This is a genomic window from Pedobacter sp. UBA5917, from assembly GCF_002432345.1.
Lineage (GTDB): Bacteria > Bacteroidota > Bacteroidia > Sphingobacteriales > Sphingobacteriaceae > Pedobacter.
Window position 1 is genome coordinate 15,710 of record NZ_DJDT01000161.1, and the last position, 18,850, is coordinate 34,559.

Annotated in this window: 15 protein-coding genes; 1 reads left to right on the forward strand and 14 read right to left on the reverse strand. The window is 38.4% G+C overall.

The window, feature by feature from the left end; genetic code table 11:
- Positions 1–36 precede the first annotated feature (36 nt).
- Positions 37–1,002: an AAA family ATPase gene (locus B2V92_RS10190; protein WP_293307495.1), complete on the reverse strand. Its 966-nt coding sequence runs from the start codon at positions 1,000–1,002 to the stop codon at positions 37–39.
- Complete coding sequence (gene pnuC, locus B2V92_RS10195) at positions 999–1,610, reverse strand: nicotinamide riboside transporter PnuC (protein WP_293307563.1); 612 nt, start codon at positions 1,608–1,610, stop codon at positions 999–1,001. The genes B2V92_RS10190 and pnuC overlap by 4 nt, the downstream gene beginning before the upstream one ends.
- 201 nt (positions 1,611–1,811) lie before the next feature.
- Here pnuC and B2V92_RS10200 point away from each other — a divergent pair, with 201 nt between their 5' ends.
- Positions 1,812–2,888 (forward strand): mechanosensitive ion channel family protein, encoded by a 1,077-nt coding sequence (locus tag B2V92_RS10200; protein WP_293307496.1) that lies wholly within the window; start codon positions 1,812–1,814, stop codon positions 2,886–2,888.
- 61 nt (positions 2,889–2,949) lie between these two features.
- On the opposite strand, the gene B2V92_RS10205 is transcribed toward B2V92_RS10200, so the two are convergent.
- The 12 genes from B2V92_RS10205 to B2V92_RS10260 form a co-directional block, all read right to left on the reverse strand.
- Entirely contained in the window at positions 2,950–5,238 is a 2,289-nt protein-coding gene (locus B2V92_RS10205; RefSeq protein WP_293307497.1) for a Tex family protein, read from the reverse strand.
- Between the two features lie 125 nt (positions 5,239–5,363).
- On the reverse strand, positions 5,364–6,704 hold the full coding sequence (locus B2V92_RS10210) for a DUF4419 domain-containing protein (RefSeq protein WP_293307498.1): 1,341 nt from the start codon (positions 6,702–6,704) through the stop codon (positions 5,364–5,366).
- Positions 6,705–6,777: 73 nt separating this feature from the next.
- On the reverse strand, positions 6,778–7,152 hold the full coding sequence (locus tag B2V92_RS10215; protein WP_293307500.1) for an iron chaperone: 375 nt from the start codon (positions 7,150–7,152) through the stop codon (positions 6,778–6,780).
- A gap of 43 nt (positions 7,153–7,195) precedes the next feature.
- A complete protein-coding gene (locus tag B2V92_RS10220) occupies positions 7,196–7,768 on the reverse strand; it encodes a pentapeptide repeat-containing protein (RefSeq protein WP_293307502.1) in 573 nt (190 codons plus the stop codon).
- 318 nt (positions 7,769–8,086) lie between these two features.
- Complete coding sequence (locus tag B2V92_RS10225; RefSeq protein ID WP_113947551.1) at positions 8,087–9,073, reverse strand: pyruvate dehydrogenase complex E1 component subunit beta; 987 nt, start codon at positions 9,071–9,073, stop codon at positions 8,087–8,089.
- A gap of 236 nt (positions 9,074–9,309) precedes the next feature.
- On the reverse strand, positions 9,310–9,759 hold the full coding sequence (locus B2V92_RS10230) for a nucleotidyltransferase (RefSeq protein ID WP_293307505.1): 450 nt from the start codon (positions 9,757–9,759) through the stop codon (positions 9,310–9,312).
- Entirely contained in the window at positions 9,759–9,959 is a 201-nt protein-coding gene (locus B2V92_RS10235; RefSeq protein WP_293307507.1) for a hypothetical protein, read from the reverse strand. Before B2V92_RS10235 ends, B2V92_RS10230 begins: the two co-directional genes overlap by 1 nt.
- 29 nt (positions 9,960–9,988) lie before the next feature.
- Entirely contained in the window at positions 9,989–10,546 is a 558-nt protein-coding gene (locus tag B2V92_RS10240) for a GNAT family N-acetyltransferase (RefSeq protein WP_293307509.1), read from the reverse strand.
- A 201-nt stretch (positions 10,547–10,747) separates the two neighbouring features.
- Positions 10,748–13,603, reverse strand: a complete 2,856-nt coding sequence (locus B2V92_RS10245; protein ID WP_293307511.1) for a PD-(D/E)XK nuclease family protein — start codon at positions 13,601–13,603, stop codon at positions 10,748–10,750.
- A 10-nt stretch (positions 13,604–13,613) separates the two neighbouring features.
- Complete coding sequence (locus B2V92_RS10250) at positions 13,614–14,699, reverse strand: PDDEXK nuclease domain-containing protein (protein WP_293307513.1); 1,086 nt, start codon at positions 14,697–14,699, stop codon at positions 13,614–13,616.
- 1 nt (position 14,700) lies between these two features.
- A complete protein-coding gene (locus B2V92_RS10255; RefSeq protein ID WP_293307515.1) occupies positions 14,701–17,919 on the reverse strand; it encodes a UvrD-helicase domain-containing protein in 3,219 nt (1,072 codons plus the stop codon).
- A 79-nt stretch (positions 17,920–17,998) separates the two neighbouring features.
- Complete coding sequence (locus tag B2V92_RS10260) at positions 17,999–18,793, reverse strand: tRNA threonylcarbamoyladenosine dehydratase (RefSeq protein WP_293307517.1); 795 nt, start codon at positions 18,791–18,793, stop codon at positions 17,999–18,001.
- Positions 18,794–18,850 lie beyond the last annotated feature (57 nt).

Consider the following 18,850-nt stretch of genomic DNA (forward strand, 5'->3'; position numbering starts at 1 on the left):
GTTTGATTTAAGCCTAAGGTACAAAAACGGATGTGCCTAAATTAAAATTGAAGTGATATATTTTTTTACATTCTCTTCCCTTTCTTCATAATTTCCGCTGATCAGAATATAATTAATGCCGCGCTTTTCGAGCTCCGATTTAAATAAATTAAACATCTCTAATCGTCTGTCGCCAAAATCGCGCAGATGATCAGCTACCCACTCCACATCAATATTCATCAGGAAATATAAATCGTACTTGATTTCGTTTTCAAGATTATTGAGGATTTCAGGAACTTCATTTAAATAATATTGCGAATATATTTTTGTGGTGATTAAATCAGTATCACAAAAAACGATTTTATTTGCAATGCTTGTTTTTTCCTTTACCCTGGCTGTTTGCGCTATCCCGATATTGATTATATCCTTAGTTGTAATATCATTTGAGGTAATTAATTCGCGTGCAACTTCTGGGACAAAGGTGGTATTGTAATGTTTTGCCATTTTTTCGGCCATGGTCGATTTTCCCGTGCTTTCCGGTCCGTAGAAACAAATTTTCTTTACAAAATACGGTCTTACTATTTCAGGGATAAAGTCCCAATATTGAAATGGGTTATTTCTGATCAAGGTAGCAGAAACAGGTGTGAATTTTCTGGCTTCATCAAACAGGATATGTTCGGCCTGTAAATGAAGGGCAAATGGTGCTCCATAAAATTCGGAACTGAATAGAATATCGATCTTTGGATAAACCTCGCGCATCCTGTTTGCCCAAATAGCTGTACGTTCTTTTAATGTCAGGGTTTCATCATCAAAGTTATCGGCAATAATTGCGGGTTTGATGTTTGGCTGATCTTTAAAGATTTCCATGATCCATCCGAAACGCAAAACCGGATCGATTTTATCATCGGGCGTAAAACTCATTGATACGATAAGCTCATCACAATGTGCAGCTGCAAAGTTGATCAGTGCAATGTGCCCTTTATGGATCGGCATAAACTTACCGATAACTAAACCCCTTTTCATGCTGTTTTAGCGTAACTCCTGTATTCTTTTATCCAATGCCACAATGCAAAAGCAGCAATAAAGGTAAAAACCAGGTATTCGATACCCATAAATTTGATGCCTTTTAAAAAATATAGGTAGGTTGCCACAACATCTATAATTAACCAGATAATCCAGCATTCTACCCTTTTCTGTATCATTAAAAAAGTAGTAATTACACTCATTACGAAAATAAATGAATCCACAAAAGGATACGCGCTGGGTAAATTGAACAGCAATGGTAACCAATTATGTAACTGACTGGCCAGTGTGCCCATTAATAATGTACCAACAATGCCCACAACCAATAAAAGCAAAAACTGTTTTAGTGGCATAAAGCTGATTTTAAGCTCTTTATTTTTATCTTCTTCTCCGGGTTTGGGATTTGTCCACCGCCACCAGCCCATAATGTTGGTTATAAAAAAGAAAACCATCAGAAACATATCGGGGTAAAGCTGATTTTGATAATATAAAAAGGCCGATAAAAATACATTAACAATACCTGCGGGCCAGCTCCAAACACTTGCTTTTGCCGAAAGAATAACTGAAATAATCCCTGTAATTACAGCGGAAAATTCCAAATAACTCATTTTATAGCCTAGAACCGTGAAAAATATACTATGGGCATCGAAAAAATCCATCTTTTCCTTTTTTTGAAGATCTATAAAAAGCTAATGTAAATAATTTATTTGCGGGTATCGGGTTTCTGTAAGCAAACAATCCAAAAATATAGCTGTTGTAACTATATCTATTGGCTTAGCGCCGCATTTATTAACCAGCAGATTTCGTGTATGCAATATATCGACCAGCTTTTCGGTTATCCAATCCCTTTGTTTTTCAAGAACCTTATTATTGGTTTAGTTGCAGTTTTGCTGGGGATTTTAATCAAATTTATCATTCACAAAACTTTTATCCTGCTTTCGCGCTGGTGGGATTTCATCATCATAAAATCGACTATTATACATTTAAGAAGACCGGTTGCGGTTTTTATTCCGTTGCTATTGTTGAATTTTTCTTTAACGGTGATGGAAATGCCACCCGCTTTCAGGTTACCGATTACAAAAGCATTGGAAATTGCTTTAACCATTACATTTGCCTTGATATTGGTCCGCTTAATCAATGTTCTGGAAGATTATTTCTATCTGAAGTATGATCTGAATAAGGAAAATAACCTTAAAGAGCGTAAAATCCGCACACAGCTTCAATTTGTGCGGAAATTTATTGTTTCACTCATTATTCTGATCACTGCTGCCATCATTTTATTGAGTTTTGAGAGTATGCGGAAAATAGGGGCTGGCTTACTCACCGGAGTTGGAATTGGAGGGATTATCATTGGCTTTGCTGCGCAGAAATCGCTTGGGAATTTATTAGCAGGTTTTCAGATTGCTTTTACACAACCCATCAGGATTGATGATGTTTTGATTGTAGAAGGCGAGTGGGGAAAAGTTGAAGAAATAACTTTAACCTATGTGGTGGTGAATATCTGGGACCAACGGCGCTTGATTTTACCGATTACCTATTTTATCGAAAAACCTTTTCAAAACTGGACGCGTGTTTCGGCTGATTTGCTTGGGACCGTTTTTTTATACCTCGACTATACTATTCCTATTGAGCCTATGCGACAGGAATTAACAAGGCTGTTAAATTTAAATCCGCTTTGGGATAAACGTGTAAATGTAGTACAGGTTACGGATAGCACAAAAGACGGTGCAATTGAAGTCCGTTTTTTAATGAGTGCTTCTAACTCTTCAAGAGCTTTCGATCTGAGGTGTTATGTAAGGGAAGCCATGATTGCTTTTATCCAAAACCATTATCCGGAAAGTTTGCCGAGGAAAAGATTGGAGTTTAGGGATAAGCAGGATAAATAAATGTCAGTCTGAGCTTGTCGAAGACCGTTAAATACTTCGACAGGCTCAGTATGACAACTTTTTACTTAAACATACCTTTCAGCTTTGCCAACTTTTCCTGTAGATCGCCATCAGCGTCTTTTGGTTCATTACGTGGCTTGAAGTTTTGTTTGTTATTCGGCTTGTAATCTTGCTTTGGCTTCTGCTCTCTGGACTTCTGACTGCGGACTTCCGACTTCGGACTACTTTCTGTCTTCATCGATAACGAAATCCTCTTGCGGGCCACATCAACTTCCATTACGGTAACTTCTACCTTTTGATGCACTTTTACCACATCATTAGGGTTAGCCACAAAACGGTTTGCCAATTGGCTGGTATGCACTAAACCATCCTGGTGAACGCCGATATCAACGAAGGCACCGAAATTGGTTATGTTGGTTACAATACCCGGTAGTTTCATACCGGTTCGTAAATCGGCAATTTCGTTTACACCATCGGTAAAGCTAAAAGCTTCAAACTGCTCACGCGGATCGCGACCCGGTTTTGCCAGTTCTTTTAAAATGTCGTTTAGCGTTGGCAGACCGATTTCGTCTGTTACGTATTGTTGCGGCTTGATCTGCTTTTGCAGTTGTGTATCTTTCATCAGGGCCGAAACGGTAGTGCCAAGGTCTTTGGCCATTTTATCTACCACGGCGTAACGCTCAGGGTGAACACCACTGGTGTCCAAAACATTTTCTGCATTGCGGATACGCAAGAAACCTGCAGCCTGCTCATAAGCTTTGTCGCCTAAGCGTGGTACTTTTTTCAGACTTTCGCGGTTTTTAAATGCACCATGGGTATTTCTATAATCAACAATGTTTTGTGCCAAAGTTGGTCCAAGGCCCGATACGTAAGCCAAAATTTGTTTAGAAGCTGTGTTCAGCTCTACACCAACAGCATTTACAGCGCTGATTACGGTATCATCTAAACTTGCCTGTAATTTATTCTGATCAACATCGTGCTGGTATTGGCCAACACCGATAGATTTTGGATCAATTTTAACCAATTCGGCCAAAGGGTCCATTAAACGGCGACCGATTGAAACGGCTCCACGTACGGTAATATCCTGTGTTGGGAATTCTTCCCTTGCCACTTCTGATGCTGAATAAATAGAGGCTCCACTTTCATTAACCATTACAATGGTGATATGCGGTAAATTTAAAGCGCGTACAAAAGCTTCGGTTTCCCTTCCTGCAGTACCGTTACCAATGGCAATAGCCTCAACTTCATATTTCTCACAAAGCTGTTGGATGGTAAATTCGGCATTTTTTACGTTGCCCTGTCCGGTATGCGGGTAAATGGCGGTATTTTCTAATAACTGACCTTGTTTATCTAAACAAACCACTTTACAACCTGTGCGGAAACCCGGATCGATGGCCAGCACATTTTTCTGCCCCATAGGCGCTGCCAATAATAATTGACGTGCATTTTCGGCAAAAACACGGATGGCTTCTTCATCAGCCCTCTGTTTAGTAAAAACACGGAGTTCAGTTTCCATTGCTGGTTCCAACAAACGTTTGTAACCATCTTCTAAAGCTTGCTGAACTTGTTTCGAAGCCGCATTATTGCCTACAATAAACTGGTTTTCTAAAATAACAAGTGCATCTTCTGCTGGAGGAAGTGCATCTAACCTTAAAATCAATTCTTTTTCGCCACGGCGCATCGCTAAAACACGGTGCGATGCTGCAGTTTTAACCGGTTCGTTCCATTCGAAGTAATCTTTATATTTAATGCCTTCTTCTTCTTTACCTTTGATCACCTCGGCCTTAAATTCGGCTTTTTCCTGAAAATAAGTACGCATTTTGGTACGTGCTTCGGCATTTTCAGAAATCATTTCGGCAATAATGTCTCTTGCTCCGGCCAAAGCTTCATCAAGCGAGTTTACCCCTTTTTCGGCATCGATAAATTTATCTGCTTCGGTATCCAGATCAAAACTGCTCTGATCGAAAATCTGTAGGGCCAAAGGCTCCAAACCTTTTTCTTTTGCAACCGATGCACGTGTTTTGCGTTTCGGTTTATAGGGCAGGTAAATATCTTCTAGTAACGAAATGGTTTCTGCTTCGTTAATCTGTTTTTCGAGTTCGGGTGTTAACTTGCCAAGCTCGTTCATCGATTTTAAAATCGCTTCGCGGCGCTTGTCCAGATCGCGCAATTGCAAAACCCTATCGCGGATTGCGGCTACCTCAACCTCATCTAAACTGCCGGTTGCCTCTTTACGGTAACGGGAAATAAACGGTACTGTTGCACCTTCATCCAAGAGGTTTATGGTTGCGGTTACTTGCTTTTCTGCAACTTTTAATTCGGCTGCAATTATTTTATGGTGGCTTAACATATCCTAAAGGGTAAAATTAAAGGAAGCAAAGCTAATGAGGATTTGCGGGATTTAAGGATTTTTAAAATGAAGTTTTCCACCGAAATTTGTGAGTAAGTTTTTGAAAAAAAATGGTGCTATAACTATCAACGATCGATCATTTCACCATTAATAATAAGCCAACAATTGGGAAATAGTTTGATAACCCTCTGTTTTTCTGCTTCTGTAATGGCTCCGGTAAGCTCCAATCTGTTGATGTTTATTTTGGCCAGTTCATCAGGGATAATAATGTTTTTGGTAAATTTGATCCTTAAAGTGCCGATACTTTTTAGGTTATACAGTGCTTTCGGAATTTCGCTGATGTTACTCATAGAAAGGTCATTGGCCTGCGTTTTATTGTCGAAAACCGAGGTTTCTAAAGGAGCGCTGTTCTTATTTATAATGGCCCAGCTCATTTCTGGTTTCATGGTGAAATCTTTATTGTTTTGCGACAGGCCTATAAAACCTGCCCATATTTCCATATTATTGGAGGTATGGTTTATATCATCCAGTAAAATAAATGGCACTTTTACAATCTCTGATGCTAAACTGTTTACGCTTGTAATTGGTTTTAACCCGGTTTTGTTACCTTCTTTGGTGTAAGGGAAGAATTTTACGATCCAGCCATCAATCGTGTTAACTGTTCCATATTTCTTTTCGGTATGGTATTTAACCATATTCATCCAGAAATCTTTATTTACTTTTCCCTTTTTTGCTGCTATAATCTCTTCGATAATGGGCACGAGTTCGTTTGTCCACCAGTCTAATTTATACTGAGAAAGGTATTTGGTTTTTTCAAGTAATTTTTTCCAGTCCTGGGTTGTTCCCTCTATGGTAACTTTTGGGATTCCGCAACCCATAATGATCACTTTAAATTCAAAATAAGATTTCACGGTTTCCATAATAGTAACCTGATTTACAATTTTTGAGGTGGCGGTTGTTGTCGTGAAATCGGAAGTTAAAACACCGACCAATTTTTTGCCGGTATAATCATTAACCTGTTCGTTAAATTGGGGGAAAATAGATGCCCAATCTGATTTTGGATTTCCAATCTGGATTTTATCTGACATTACAGTTAATGTTTTCCGGCCATCAAAATTTACCATTTTCGACCTCAATTCCTCAGCGTTTTGGGTAACGTGCCTGGCAAAACCCTGACTGATAAGTAACCAGAAAATATCTGGCGAGATTACAAAAGGCCGATGGTCGATGTAGGAATTTAAAATACCGGTTAAAAAAGGATGTTTGCCATAATAAACCAGGCTGTCGGGTAGATTTTCGACATTTTTTTCAATATCAGCCTTAAGTACTTTGAGTATTTCGCTACTGGGAACAACCGGGATGAACTTTGCAGGTTTAGAAAGTGTTTCGATTTCTACAACTGTTGCATTTTGGCAAAATGCTTTGGCACATATAAAAATCAGGAAGAATAGAAGTATGTTTTTCATCAAGAAAGAGGTTTTAAGAATGGTTTATAGAATAGATGCCTGATTGGCGAGTTTCCATAAATCATTTAAAAACTTATCCCTTCTTTTTCTTCGTTTTTTCCAGATCATGTTCTGCTTTAAATTTTGTTATCCTCGTAATCAGTTCTAAAGGCAGAGGCTTATCCAAAGGAAACTGAACTGCACCTTTGCTCCATTTGTAATCAGAAAATTCATCTTTAAAGGCTTCGATACCTGATCCGGTTGGATAAAAACCAATGTGTTTGGCATAACCTGCAAAATACACTAAAACCGTATGCTGCTTAAAGGCAGGCATGCCATAACTGATGACTTCCTTTGCTAGAGGTACTGCTTTGTGGATGGTTTCTCGAACCTGTTGCAGGAGTTTTTGTTTATCAACAGGGAAATTGGCGATATATTGATCAATATTTTCAGGTTTTGGCTGCTCCATATCTGATGGTTTTGTAAAATGAATTTACAAAATTTCTCAAAAACTATTCGCTGATCTGGATATCGTATTTCTGCAATAGCCCTGCAAGTCCGGATTTTGAAAATCTAGCTTTTTTGATCCTGTTGTTATCCGGATCTATGGAATAATTGTAAGCTGTTCTGAAATCTGCTTTTTCGAGGATAGTTCTGTCAAAAGTAGTGTTTAGTAAGTCACAGTTATCGAAAGTTGAATTGGCCAGATCGCTTTCCGAAAAATCGACCTCATGTAATTGTGAGGTTTTGAAATCCGTTTTCTTCAGCTTCAATTTGTAAAAAGAAGAATGATCCAGTTTACAATTGTTAAAACTGAATGCCAAACCGAAATCGTTACAGCTATCAAATTTTAACCCCAGCATTTTGCAGTCCTGAAAATTCACATCAATTAGCGAAGTTTTTGTTAAACCGGCCAAACTTAAATTGCAGGAAATAAACCCGCAGTCTAAAAATTTAACACCGCTTAAATCTGAACTTGAAAAATCGCAGTTGATAAATTTACAGTTTTCATATTTTGCTTTTGGAAGCGGGCGTAAGGTGAAATTCGCTTTTTCGAATGTTTGATCGGCTATGTATTCGGACATGGGAAGAAATTGAATTGGTATAGCGAAGATAAAAATATTTATTTCCAAACCTCGCAGGTTTCAAAAAACTGCGAGGTTTAAAATAGAAAAAGTTTCCAAACGAGTGCATAAATAGCTATACAATTCAATCGTTTGGAAACGATAAGTTATTCAACGCTCGTTAGAAACGAGCGTTAGCGGTGAAAAGACCCTGAAATAAATTCAGGGTGACGACTGTATCAAAAACCGCAGGTTTAAAATAGATGCAAAAAAAAATCCCCCAAAATGAATTGGAGGATTTATATGTTTTTGGGTCTTCGACTTCGCTCAGACTAACAATTATTTTTTAACGTACATTACTTCTTTCACTGCTTTAACTACACGTTCAGCGTTTGGTAAGCTGGCCGCAATTAAAGTTGGAGAGTATGGAAGTGGTACATCGGCACAAGTGATACGTAAAACCGGAGCATCTAAATAATCGAATGCGTGTTTTTGTACCATAAAAGCAATCTCTCCTGAAAGAGATGCCAAAGGCCAGGCCTCTTCTACAACTACCAAACGGTTAGTTTTCTTAACAGAAGCAATGATGGTATCGTAATCAATAGGACGTACAGTACGTAAATCGATCACCTCAACGTTTATTCCTTCTTTAGTTAATTCTTCTACAGCAGGATTTACAACGCGGGTAAGCATTTTACCAAAAGTTACGATAGTTACATCTGTACCTTCTTTGGTTACTTTAGCTTTTCCTAATTCGATGTAGTATTCTTCTGCAGGAACGTCGCCTTTATCGCCATACATTACTTCCGATTCCATGAAAATAACCGGATCCGGATCTATGATTGATTGTTTTAATAAACCTTTTGCATCGTAAGGTGTAGCCGGAACTACTACTTTTAATCCTGGTGTATTTGCAAACCAGTTTTCGAAGTTTTGAGAGTGTTGTGCGCCTAACTGGCCTGCGTTACCTGTAGGGCCACGGAAAACCATAGGGCATGAGAACTGACCACCGCTCATTGATAAAATTTTAGCAGCACCGTTGATGATCTGATCGATAGCTACTAGTGAGAAGTTAAAGGTCATAAATTCAACAATCGGAATAAGGCCTGCTGTTGCGGCACCAGTTGCTATACCTGCGAAACCTAATTCGGCAATTGGGGTATCGATAATGCGTTTCGCACCGAATTCGTCAAGCATGCCCTGACTTACTTTGTACGCTCCGTTATATTCTGCTACTTCTTCACCTAATAAAAAAACGCGGTCATCTTTACGCATTTCTTCGCTCATGGCTTCGCGTAGTGCTTCTCTAAATTGGATTTCTCTCATTGTAAATTTTTATAACGGGGGCAAATATAATTATTAATCGCTTTGAAACCAAAGGCTAAAATGCCTATGTTTTGTAATAATTATAAGTGTTTTGCCTAATTATTTAATGTTTTTTGCGGTGTATTTTTTGTTAATCCTGTTAAAGAAGAAATATTATTGGGGAATTGTGTTTTTGTTAAGCGTTTTGTATCAAAGCCTGTGCTTTTTCCGAAATATCTTCTCCAAAACAGATAATATTATAGATTTTCTAAATCATTAATATCTTTTGCCCTAGCAGCCGATTTTTTGGCAAGTAAAAGGTCGTTATAGTTTATAGTTCTTATTTTTAATCCGTCTTCCTCAAAAAATATTGAATTTGGATAGCATTCATCAAAATTTAAACCTTTTACCATAATCATCAAATCAATTGATATTGGTGGACGACCGAAACTGAAAACTTCCCAATCTGGGTGATAGAGGAAATTTTCTTTGGTCATATCAAATACAGGCATTCCAAATTGAAAAAAAGCATTGAATATCTTTCGATAATTTTCTTCCGTTCTTTCAACCCATATATCCATATCTCCAGTTGTACGTGAATATCCATGCAGTATTACTGAATATCCACCAACCAAAATGTATTTTACATTTTGACTGTTTAAAGCCTGAATAAATTCTCTGAAATCGTCATTGAAAATGTTTCCCATTATTTTCTACTTCTGACCGAAAATGCTAATTTATCCATTTTTGGGGGAGTGTTTTCGGGATAGTTATAAGCAATACTGTTTAAATAGTTGGCAATCCTTAGCCGCTCTTGCCATGATAGATTTTTATAATAAATCCGATCGGCTTTACTAGCTTCCTCTGCTGTTTGTGCACTAAATGCTGTTCTATCTAAACGGTACATATCCAAATATAAAAAATGTTTAGCCTGATTTAATGATTTGGATTCAATAATCCATAAATCTCACTATCAAGAAACTGGCCCCTAAAGTAATAATCCTGTTTAAAGTGTGCCTCTTTTACAAAGCCATGTTTGAGCAGCATCTGCCTTGAAGCATCGTTTTCTACGTTGATGTTTGCGCTGATGGTATGCAGGTTAACTTCTTCAAAACCAAAATCGATAGATCGTTTTAAAGCTTCGGAGATAATTCCCTTTCTCCAATAATCAGGATGCAGCATGTAACCGATCTCCGCGCGGTGGTTGGCAAAATCGGTACGCCAATAACCTACCGAACCTATCATTTGTTTGGGATTTTCTTTTAAGGCAATTACCCAGGCCAGGTTATCGCCATTTTCGTAGCCATTTCTGAAACGGGATATAAAATCTTTGATCTCAAAAATATCTTTTGGCCTTTCCCGGTCGATATATTTCATTACCGTTTCGTTGGTGCGCAGGGCAAAAAGTGCATCAGCATCTGCCAGTTCGTGTTCGCGGAGAATTAAACGTTCGGTTTCGAGTATGGGAAAATTTGTGAAATTTAAGGTTAGCATTTTTAAATTTAAGAGATTAACCGCAAAGCAAGCAAAGTTTTTCGCGAAGTATACAAAGTTTTATTTTACCACAGAGAACAAAGAGAGTATCACAGAGGACACTAAGTTGATGTTTTTCAATCAGGCCCGGTGTGCTCGGTGGTTATTTTACAGTGGGCTTAGCGCCCTTTGCGATTTACTTTATTTCTTTGCGGTTGGAACCTACTTCCCAAACAAAGTTTTATAAATAGAGTATTTGTAATTATCCTCCACTGCGCTGGCCACAAAATAAGGAGCTTCGAAAAGTTCAGTGAGTTTTTTTCTTAATTCGGTAAGGAATTCGGGTTTGATTTCCTCTAAATAAGTGCCTGATAAATTTTGCCTGCCCGATTTAAACCAAACGCCATCTACACTCATGGTTTTTACCACATACAAATTCGGTTCTACAAAGCTTTTGCCCGAAAATTGTTCGTAAGCATAAGTGTACAATAAAGTTTGGATCAGCGCTTTGTTGATATGTTTGCCGTCTGAATTGAAAAGTTCGGGTATATCTTTAAAGGTTAATTTATCACTTCCGGTTTTATAATCGATAATTTTGGTTACGCCATCTTTTACATCTACTCTATCGATAAACCCAAATATTTTAACGCTGGCTTCTTTTCCCTTTAGCGGGAAACTGATTTCGGCTTCTACCTTCTGCTCAAGACTAATAATATGGAAAGGAGTTTGGGCCTCATCCTGATTTAAAATAATGTTTACATAGGCATCAACAATCGATAAAATTACCTTTTGCATACCCTTGTATTCCATCACCGTATCGGGATTTTTAAACATCACCGCATTAAATCCTTTCTGGATCAATGTGGGTATCTGTTTCCGTTTCTCTTTGATCCGTTCTGCAGTAATTTCTGCCGATCTTAAGTCCTCATAGAAATACTCCATCACTTTGTGCAGAATAGACCCGATTTCGTTGGCTTCTACCACGGCACTTATCTCTTTCGGCTCTTTAATGCCTGCAATATAATTGAAAAAGAAATCGATGGGGTTGGAGATATATTGGGTAAGTGCCGATGGAGAAAGTACCTTCTTTTTATCGAGATATTTTTGAAGGGTTTCCTGAATAAAGGCATTATTGGTTTTCTCGATCTTTACCTCTTTAAAAGCTTCGGTTTTTACTTCCAGATTAAGCTCATTGTAGGTGAATTCGAAACCACTTTCGTATTCGAGCTGTTTTAAAATCCTGCTGGCTTCGCCCGAAGTAGATTCGTCTGTCAAACTGTTATAGATAAAATTGATATTGTTTGCCCTTTGTAATAGACGGTACACCATGTAGGATGAAATGGCATCAAGATTTTCTAATACGGGAAGACCATAAACGCGACGGATAGAATCAGGAATGAAACTATTGCCAATAGATGATTTTGGGATAATGCCTTCATTGAAACCCAGAATAAGCACCTTATCGAAGTTTAGGTTCCGGGTTTCGAGTAATCCCATTACCTGGATGCCGTTGAGCGGGTCGCCTGAAAGCGGTACAGCAATGGCCTGTAGTGACTTTTGAACAAGATAAATTACAAAAGGAATTTCCTCTTTGCCAATGTGGTTACTAAAAGTATCGTGTAGCCTGTTTAATTCCTGTATGGTTTTTACGAATAGTTCTGCATCGATTTTTTTGAGTGTTTTTGCATTCGACAAACGGGTTAATACATAATCAAGCACATCGAGTAAATTGGTGACCACATGCTGCGGATCGTCGATTTTTTTATAAAAAGCCTCGAATAATCCACTTTGACGCAATAAACGTTTGTGGTCTATCTCGACCTGGTTTTCTTCCAATAATGCGGTTAAAATTTTATCCCGCATTTTTTGGCTGAGGCCTGTTAAAGGGTGGGTTAAAAAGGCCTCTACATTTTTATAGCTCACTTTATCGCGCTGTAAAATCTCCAGCTGACTGCCCAGCCACAAATCAACCAAACCAAAAATACTGGAGGTTGACAGGGCAAAACCCATGGTTACGTTAAGGTCGATTTCTTTTCCGTTTAGGGATGTTGGAATGGTTTGTAAAGTAGGTATCAACAAACTTTCATCGGCCAAAACCACTACTGTTTTTCCAACGGTTTCGGCGGATGTGTAATCTTCTTCCAGAATATTGTTTAAAATTTTGGCCTGGGCGGATTGTCCCTGAACCTTAAAAACATTTACATGGTGCGGGGCAGATTTCATTAAACTTTTCTGGTTGGCAAATTCATTTTTCAAGCCAAGCTGATTGATGGCTTTACGTAAAAACAAACCTGCTTCCTGCGAAACATCGTCTAAATAATAGGTGTCGGCATCAAAATAAAACAAGGCTTTACCAGCTTCCTGTAATTGGGTAAATATTTTAGCTTCAGCACTGCTCAAAGCATTAAAGCCAACGAAAATGATTTTCCCTTTATCAAAATTGGAAATAAATTCCTGATGGTTGGTAATGTCGCCGGCCAGGAAACGGTAAATAGAGCCATTGGTTAAATAACCCTGCTCTTTAAGCGTATCATGGAATTTATGGTAAAGCTTGGGCATTCTGCGCCACATTTTGATGAACAGTTCCTGCTGTTTTTTATGCTTTCCCTCGGAGTAGGAAGTCCAGAACTGGGCAAGAAACTCGTATTGCTCGGTACTTAAGTAATCAAAATCTTTATTGATTACCGAAATATCTTCCAGATCGCGGTATAGCTTTTCTGCATCTACCAGATCAGCATCAATCTGGCTAAAATCACTCAGAATAATCTTAGCTAAAGGAAAAAACTTATGACTGGATATATTTTCGAGTTTTTCTTCTGCCAGGAGCTGGTTGTAGATCCTATGTAGCGTGAAAAACTGCAGGTAAAAATCGGCAATTTTATAACTGGTAGAGCTGGCAAAGAATTCCTGTATGGTAAAAAATGACGGGCTAAAAAATGGTTTGCTGATAATATCGGCAAAGTGTTTCTGTAAATAAGCAGATGGACGTTTGTTGTTAAAAACAATGGCGCAATTTTCGAGCTGATTCCCAAACCGGGCAACTAAATCTTCGGCAACTTCCTGTAAAAATGGTTTCATGTATGGCGTTTTAATAGTTGCCCTGGTTTTTTAATTGCAATTCGATAATAGCTTTATCGTTTTCAATCCAATCTGCCAGCTGTTTCTCTGTAGGCAAGTACATCTGGTATTTTGACGCGAATAACTGTTTACTATCTTTCAACATCGAATATTTAACAACAGTTTCTTCTTTATCGGTGCAAAGAATAATGCCAATTGTTGGATTATCATTTTCCTGTTTCTTTAAATCATCAAACATTTTGATATACATATCCATTTGACCAACATCCTGATGGGTAAGTTTATTGGTTTTTAAATCAAATAACACAAAACATTTAAGGATATAATTGTAGAAAACCAGATCAATATAAAAATGGCTGGTTTCAGTGCTTATTCTAAACTGTCTGCCTACAAAAGAAAAGCCTTTGCCCAGCTCTAATAAAAATTGCTGAAGATGATTAATTATCCTGGTTTCTATTTCTTTCTCATTTAATTTTGAAGGTTCTTCTATTTTTAGAAATTCTAAAACATAGGGATCTTTAATGAAATTTTCAGAAAGCTGTACTTCATTAATGACAGGTTTTGATTCTTTCTGATTAGATAGTAACCTTTGAAAATATGATGAATTAATATTTCTTTCCAGTTCCCTTGAGCTCCATTGCTGGCTTTCTGCTTCACTTAAATAATATGCCCTTGCCTGCGCGTCATCAACCCTCATGATTAGTCGGTGATGTGTCCAGCTCAAATTGCTACGCAGTGCGTATGATATTTCATTTTGTTGATTATCAGTGGTTTCCAATTTCCTACGCAGTGCGTAGGAAATTGGATTATTTAAGTTTTCAATATCTGAATAGGTAAGGTAGAATTTTCTGAAACTTTCTAACGTTGCTACAGAGAAGCCTTTGCCAAATTCTGAAGATAGTTTTTTTGACAACGTTTTAATAACTTCTTTTCCATAAGTCGCTTTTACATTCCCCTCTTGCTCATTTTCTACTATTTCTTTCCCAACCTGCCAATAGGAAATCACCATGGCCGTATTAACCGCTCGGTAAGCGTCGGTTCTATATCTTTTCAGTATATTTAATATGTTGCCGTATAAATCGTTTGCTTTTTCCATATTACACTAATTTCAATTTGCCTTTAACTGCGTAGAAAAGATAGGTTTTAATATTTTGATAGCCCATTTCAGTAAGTAATATCCGGTAGTTATTTACCTGTTCGATGTGTTTGTCGCTTTCTTCGAGTGTAAATTTATAATCGAGGATGATTACCTCATCTGCATTGATCAAAACCCGATCGGGGCGGTGCATCTTTCCATTGGCATCAATAATATTTTTCTCTACAATGCTTTCGCTCGCTTTACCTAAAATCTCCTTAAGCTCGGGATTATTCAATACCTCAAGTGCCGAGGTGATTAATTTCTGCTTTTCTTCTTCTTTGATAATGCCCTGCAGCACCAGGTTGGTGGTATAATCGTCAACTTCTTTCCGGGTGCTGGCACTGGCCAGAATATCGTGTAATAAAGAGCCTTTTCTACCTGATTTTTCGATATTAACCAGATGTTTTAAATGCTTTTCTTCTGATGGGATATAAAGCTCTGATAAACGCGTTGTGGTTGGATAAGTATTTAAGTTGATAAAATTCGATTCTTCGGCTTTACCTTTAACATTTACGTATTCCACAATTTCGTACACACCGTTTTCATCAAACTGCTCATCGAAAGTAAAATTGATTACATCACCCATGTTGGATAATTTCAATTCCTTTTTGGCCATTGTAGCGATGTACAGGTAATCTTTAGAACGTGTAGTGGCCACATAGAGCATATTTAGTGCATCCATGTTATTGTAAAGCAGCTCTTCGTAATAAGCTTTTGCAATTGCCGAATCGGCTAAGGCTTCGTTATATTTTAACGGAATACCTTTCAGCTCTTTATAAACTGTTTCTTCTGAAGATACCCAGAAAGTGCTGTTGGGTTTGCCTTTGATTTCCCAGTTGCAAAAAGGAACAAAAACAGCCCTGAAAGCTAAGCCTTTCGATTTGTGGATGGTTATAATTTGTATGGCATCGGCACCTTCGGGCGAAGGCAATGATTTTTTGATACCATCTTCTTCCCACCAGGTTAAAAATGAAATAATGCCTTTTTCACCAAGTTTTCCGGCAGAAGCGGTAAGGTCCCTAAAAGCCAATAAGTAGGGGAGGTTTGCTGTCAGGTTTTTTAAACCATAACTTTCAATCAAAATCTCAACCAGTTCGGCCAATGGAAGCTGTAGCCAGCTTTGCCAGTTCTCGCATAAAGCAACGGGCAAAACCGCAGTAAGTGTATTTAAAGGTTTATTGGTGAGGTTAAGGTAATAATTGGCATCAATCTCTTTTTCGTGCAAAGAATGATAAAGTGCAATACAATTGGCTTTGTAAAGTGCCGTTTGCGTTTCTAAACCAATCAGCACTTTTAAGGTGTTAATGATCAGTTGTATCGCCGAGTTGTTCGAAATCAATAGGGCGTCGCCCGATAAAACCGGCAATTTGTGCTCCATTAATTTTTTAACGGTTAATAAAGCTTCACTGTTCGATCGTACTAAAATGGCAATATCTTTCAGTGCGTATTGCTGTTCGTTTTTAAGGTGGTTTATTTCTTCAACAATATCATCCAGGGCAATATCTCTAAAAACGGTTTCGGTAAAACGCGCTTCGTTCGGGGCATGATCTTTACCAAACTTTTTGATTTTTATAGTTCCACCTTTTAGCGTATTACCTGCGAAATTTTGGGTCGATCCGCCATAAATATCGGTAATAATCTGCTGATAATGCTGGTCCTGCCACCATTTTGAGATACTGTCGGGTTTAGTAGCCAGGTTTTCATTCAGCTCATTCTGCAGCGTTAATGGAATTGCCTTATAAAGAAAGTTATTGAAACTGATGATGTTTTCGGTACTCCGGTAATTTTCTTCCAAACTTTCTTCTAATACATTTTCCGCACCAACATCAAGTTTGGCATGTTTATGCAAAATATTCCAGTCGCCATTACGCCACCGGTAGATAGATTGTTTGGTATCGCCAACAATCAGGTGATCGATCAGATTCTCACTCGGTGTAGCCATTGCGTTGGTCAATAGTGATTTAAAACTTCCCCACTGACTGGTAGAAGTATCCTGAAATTCGTCGAAGAGAAAATTGCGGTAACGGTTGCCCACTTTTTCCCAGATAAAGGAAGGATTATCGCCTGCATCTTCGGTAATTCCGGAAATCAGTTTTTGTGCGTCGCTGATCAGAAGGTTATCGTTTTCGGCCCTGTATTCTTTCAAAAGCACAGCAATTTCCTGCATCAACCTTAAATAATAAAGGTTTTTATTAAAGGCGATGGCTAAACTATAATTCGGCAGATGTGTTAAATAATGTGTTTTTAACTTCTGTAATATTGGGTTTACCGTATCGTAAGCTTCGGGAAAGTTGGCATTTTTTTGGAACCACTCATCTGGTTCATCGATTAAATTAAAAAGCGGTTCAATTTTGGAGAAATCGCCCCTTGCAACAAGGACAATTTTAGCCAGGGCACTTCTTGATTTGCCTTTAAGGTGTTCGGTTTCTACTCCGATTACATTCAGGGCTTCGTTTGCTTCTGTTGCCAGCGAAACCAGTTCTTCTTCAAAGTTTTTGATTTCTGCCTTGGTAACACTGATGTATTTTTTGAATAATTCGTCAATATTTTCTAAACCGAGGGCACTTACCGCATCTTCGAAAATCTGGAAACGTTCGGAGAAAATTTCGCCGATGAGGTTATAAAGCTCGAATTTATAGTTCCAGCTTTTATTATCGCTAATGCGTTCGATGGCCAGATCGATAATCCATTGTAAAAGCTGTTTGTTATGATCTAAAGCTTCGTCGAGTTTGTTTACGAGGTCATCTTTTACCTTATCATAATTCATTTCTAAATTATAATCGGCGTTGAGCCCCAGTTCGAAAGCAAAACCGCGGATTACTTTTTGCACAAAGCCATCGATGGTGCTTACCGAAAAACGGCTGTAATCGTGCAGAATTTTACGGTAAATCTTATCTGCTTTGAACTGTAGTTCCTGCGGGCTTAATATCGGATAGGCTTTTAAAATCAGTATCCGATAGTCGTCTATCTTTTTTGATGGATTGCCCTTTGCCAGTCCTAGCAATACCTCCAAAATCCTCGTTTTCATTTCCTCCGTGGCCTTATTGGTAAAGGTTACTGCTAAAATTTCGCGGTATTTATTGTCGCCACTAAAAAGCAGGGTAAGGTAATGTGCAGTTAAGCTGAACGTTTTACCAGAACCTGCGGAGGCCTGAAGAATTTTGAGGGGTTGGGGCATAGTGTGATATTTCTCGGAAATTTAAACTTACAACAATTTAAAATTTTCCCGAAATCATGATATCAACAATTCGTCCCGTTTACGGTTTTTTCTTCTTCCTTTTGTTGAGTGTTTTGTGGCTGATCCTTGCCGGACGTTCGGCCATTTCGATGGGAAGGCCGAGCAGATCGCGGATCACTACCGATGCGCAGGCACCACCAAATGCTGCGGGCAGATAAGAAACGGTGCCATAAGCCGAACGCTTGAAATTGCTTCCATCAGTCATGATCATAGAGTTTTTGTCCATTTCCTCTGTGGAGAAAACTGCTTTGATTTTTTCGGCATTGGCCAATTTATTCAGCCTTTTACGTACATAGCTGGCAAAAACACACTGGTAGGTATTGGGCAATAGGGTTATTCTTAATCGCGTAGGGTCCATTTTGCCACCTGCACCCATCGAACTTACAATTGGTATATTTTTTTCCAACGCGGTCGATAACAAGGTGATTTTCGGCATTACACTATCAATGCAATCCATGATGTAATCGAAACCTGTTTCTAAAATTTCCCTGCATTTCTCGGGTGTAAGGAAAGTATTTACAACATGGAGCTTTAATTCTGGATTAATGGCGAGTAAGCGTTCCTGCATAATGGCGGCTTTACTTACGCCATGATTGGTGGCTAAAGCAGGCAATTGCCTGTTACGGTTGGTTGGATCAACCACGTCACCATCAACAATGGTCATTTCGCCTATACCCGAGCGGCAGATAAATTCGGCAGCAAAAGAACCCACACCGCCCAAACCGATCACCAAAACGTGTTTTGATTGGAGTTTCTCTATTCCATCATTCCCAACCAGGAGGGCAGAGCGCGAAAGCCAGCTAACATCAGACATATATTTATTATTTTAACACAGATGAAAAGAATTAACACAGGTATTTAACTTATCTGT

Bases quoted from the DNA above. Each gene is read 5' to 3' on its own strand.
- B2V92_RS10210 (WP_293307498.1), bottom strand. From the start codon at position 6,704: ATGAAAAACATACTTCTATTCTTCCTGATTTTTATATGTGCCAAAGCA.
- B2V92_RS10220 (WP_293307502.1), bottom strand. From the start codon at position 7,768: ATGTCCGAATACATAGCCGATCAAACATTCGAAAAAGCGAATTTCACC.
- B2V92_RS10200 (WP_293307496.1), top strand. From the start codon at position 1,812: ATGCAATATATCGACCAGCTTTTCGGTTATCCAATCCCTTTGTTTTTC.
- pnuC (WP_293307563.1), bottom strand. From the start codon at position 1,610: ATGAGTTATTTGGAATTTTCCGCTGTAATTACAGGGATTATTTCAGTT.
- B2V92_RS10230 (WP_293307505.1), bottom strand. From the start codon at position 9,759: ATGGGAAACATTTTCAATGACGATTTCAGAGAATTTATTCAGGCTTTA.
- B2V92_RS10245 (WP_293307511.1), bottom strand. From the start codon at position 13,603: ATGAAACCATTTTTACAGGAAGTTGCCGAAGATTTAGTTGCCCGGTTT.
- B2V92_RS10260 (WP_293307517.1), bottom strand. From the start codon at position 18,793: ATGTCTGATGTTAGCTGGCTTTCGCGCTCTGCCCTCCTGGTTGGGAAT.
- B2V92_RS10190 (WP_293307495.1), bottom strand. From the start codon at position 1,002: ATGAAAAGGGGTTTAGTTATCGGTAAGTTTATGCCGATCCATAAAGGG.
- B2V92_RS10225 (WP_113947551.1), bottom strand. From the start codon at position 9,073: ATGAGAGAAATCCAATTTAGAGAAGCACTACGCGAAGCCATGAGCGAA.
- B2V92_RS10215 (WP_293307500.1), bottom strand. From the start codon at position 7,152: ATGGAGCAGCCAAAACCTGAAAATATTGATCAATATATCGCCAATTTC.
- B2V92_RS10240 (WP_293307509.1), bottom strand. From the start codon at position 10,546: ATGCTAACCTTAAATTTCACAAATTTTCCCATACTCGAAACCGAACGT.
- B2V92_RS10250 (WP_293307513.1), bottom strand. From the start codon at position 14,699: ATGGAAAAAGCAAACGATTTATACGGCAACATATTAAATATACTGAAA.
- B2V92_RS10235 (WP_293307507.1), bottom strand. From the start codon at position 9,959: ATGTACCGTTTAGATAGAACAGCATTTAGTGCACAAACAGCAGAGGAA.
- B2V92_RS10205 (WP_293307497.1), bottom strand. From the start codon at position 5,238: ATGTTAAGCCACCATAAAATAATTGCAGCCGAATTAAAAGTTGCAGAA.
- B2V92_RS10255 (WP_293307515.1), bottom strand. From the start codon at position 17,919: ATGCCCCAACCCCTCAAAATTCTTCAGGCCTCCGCAGGTTCTGGTAAA.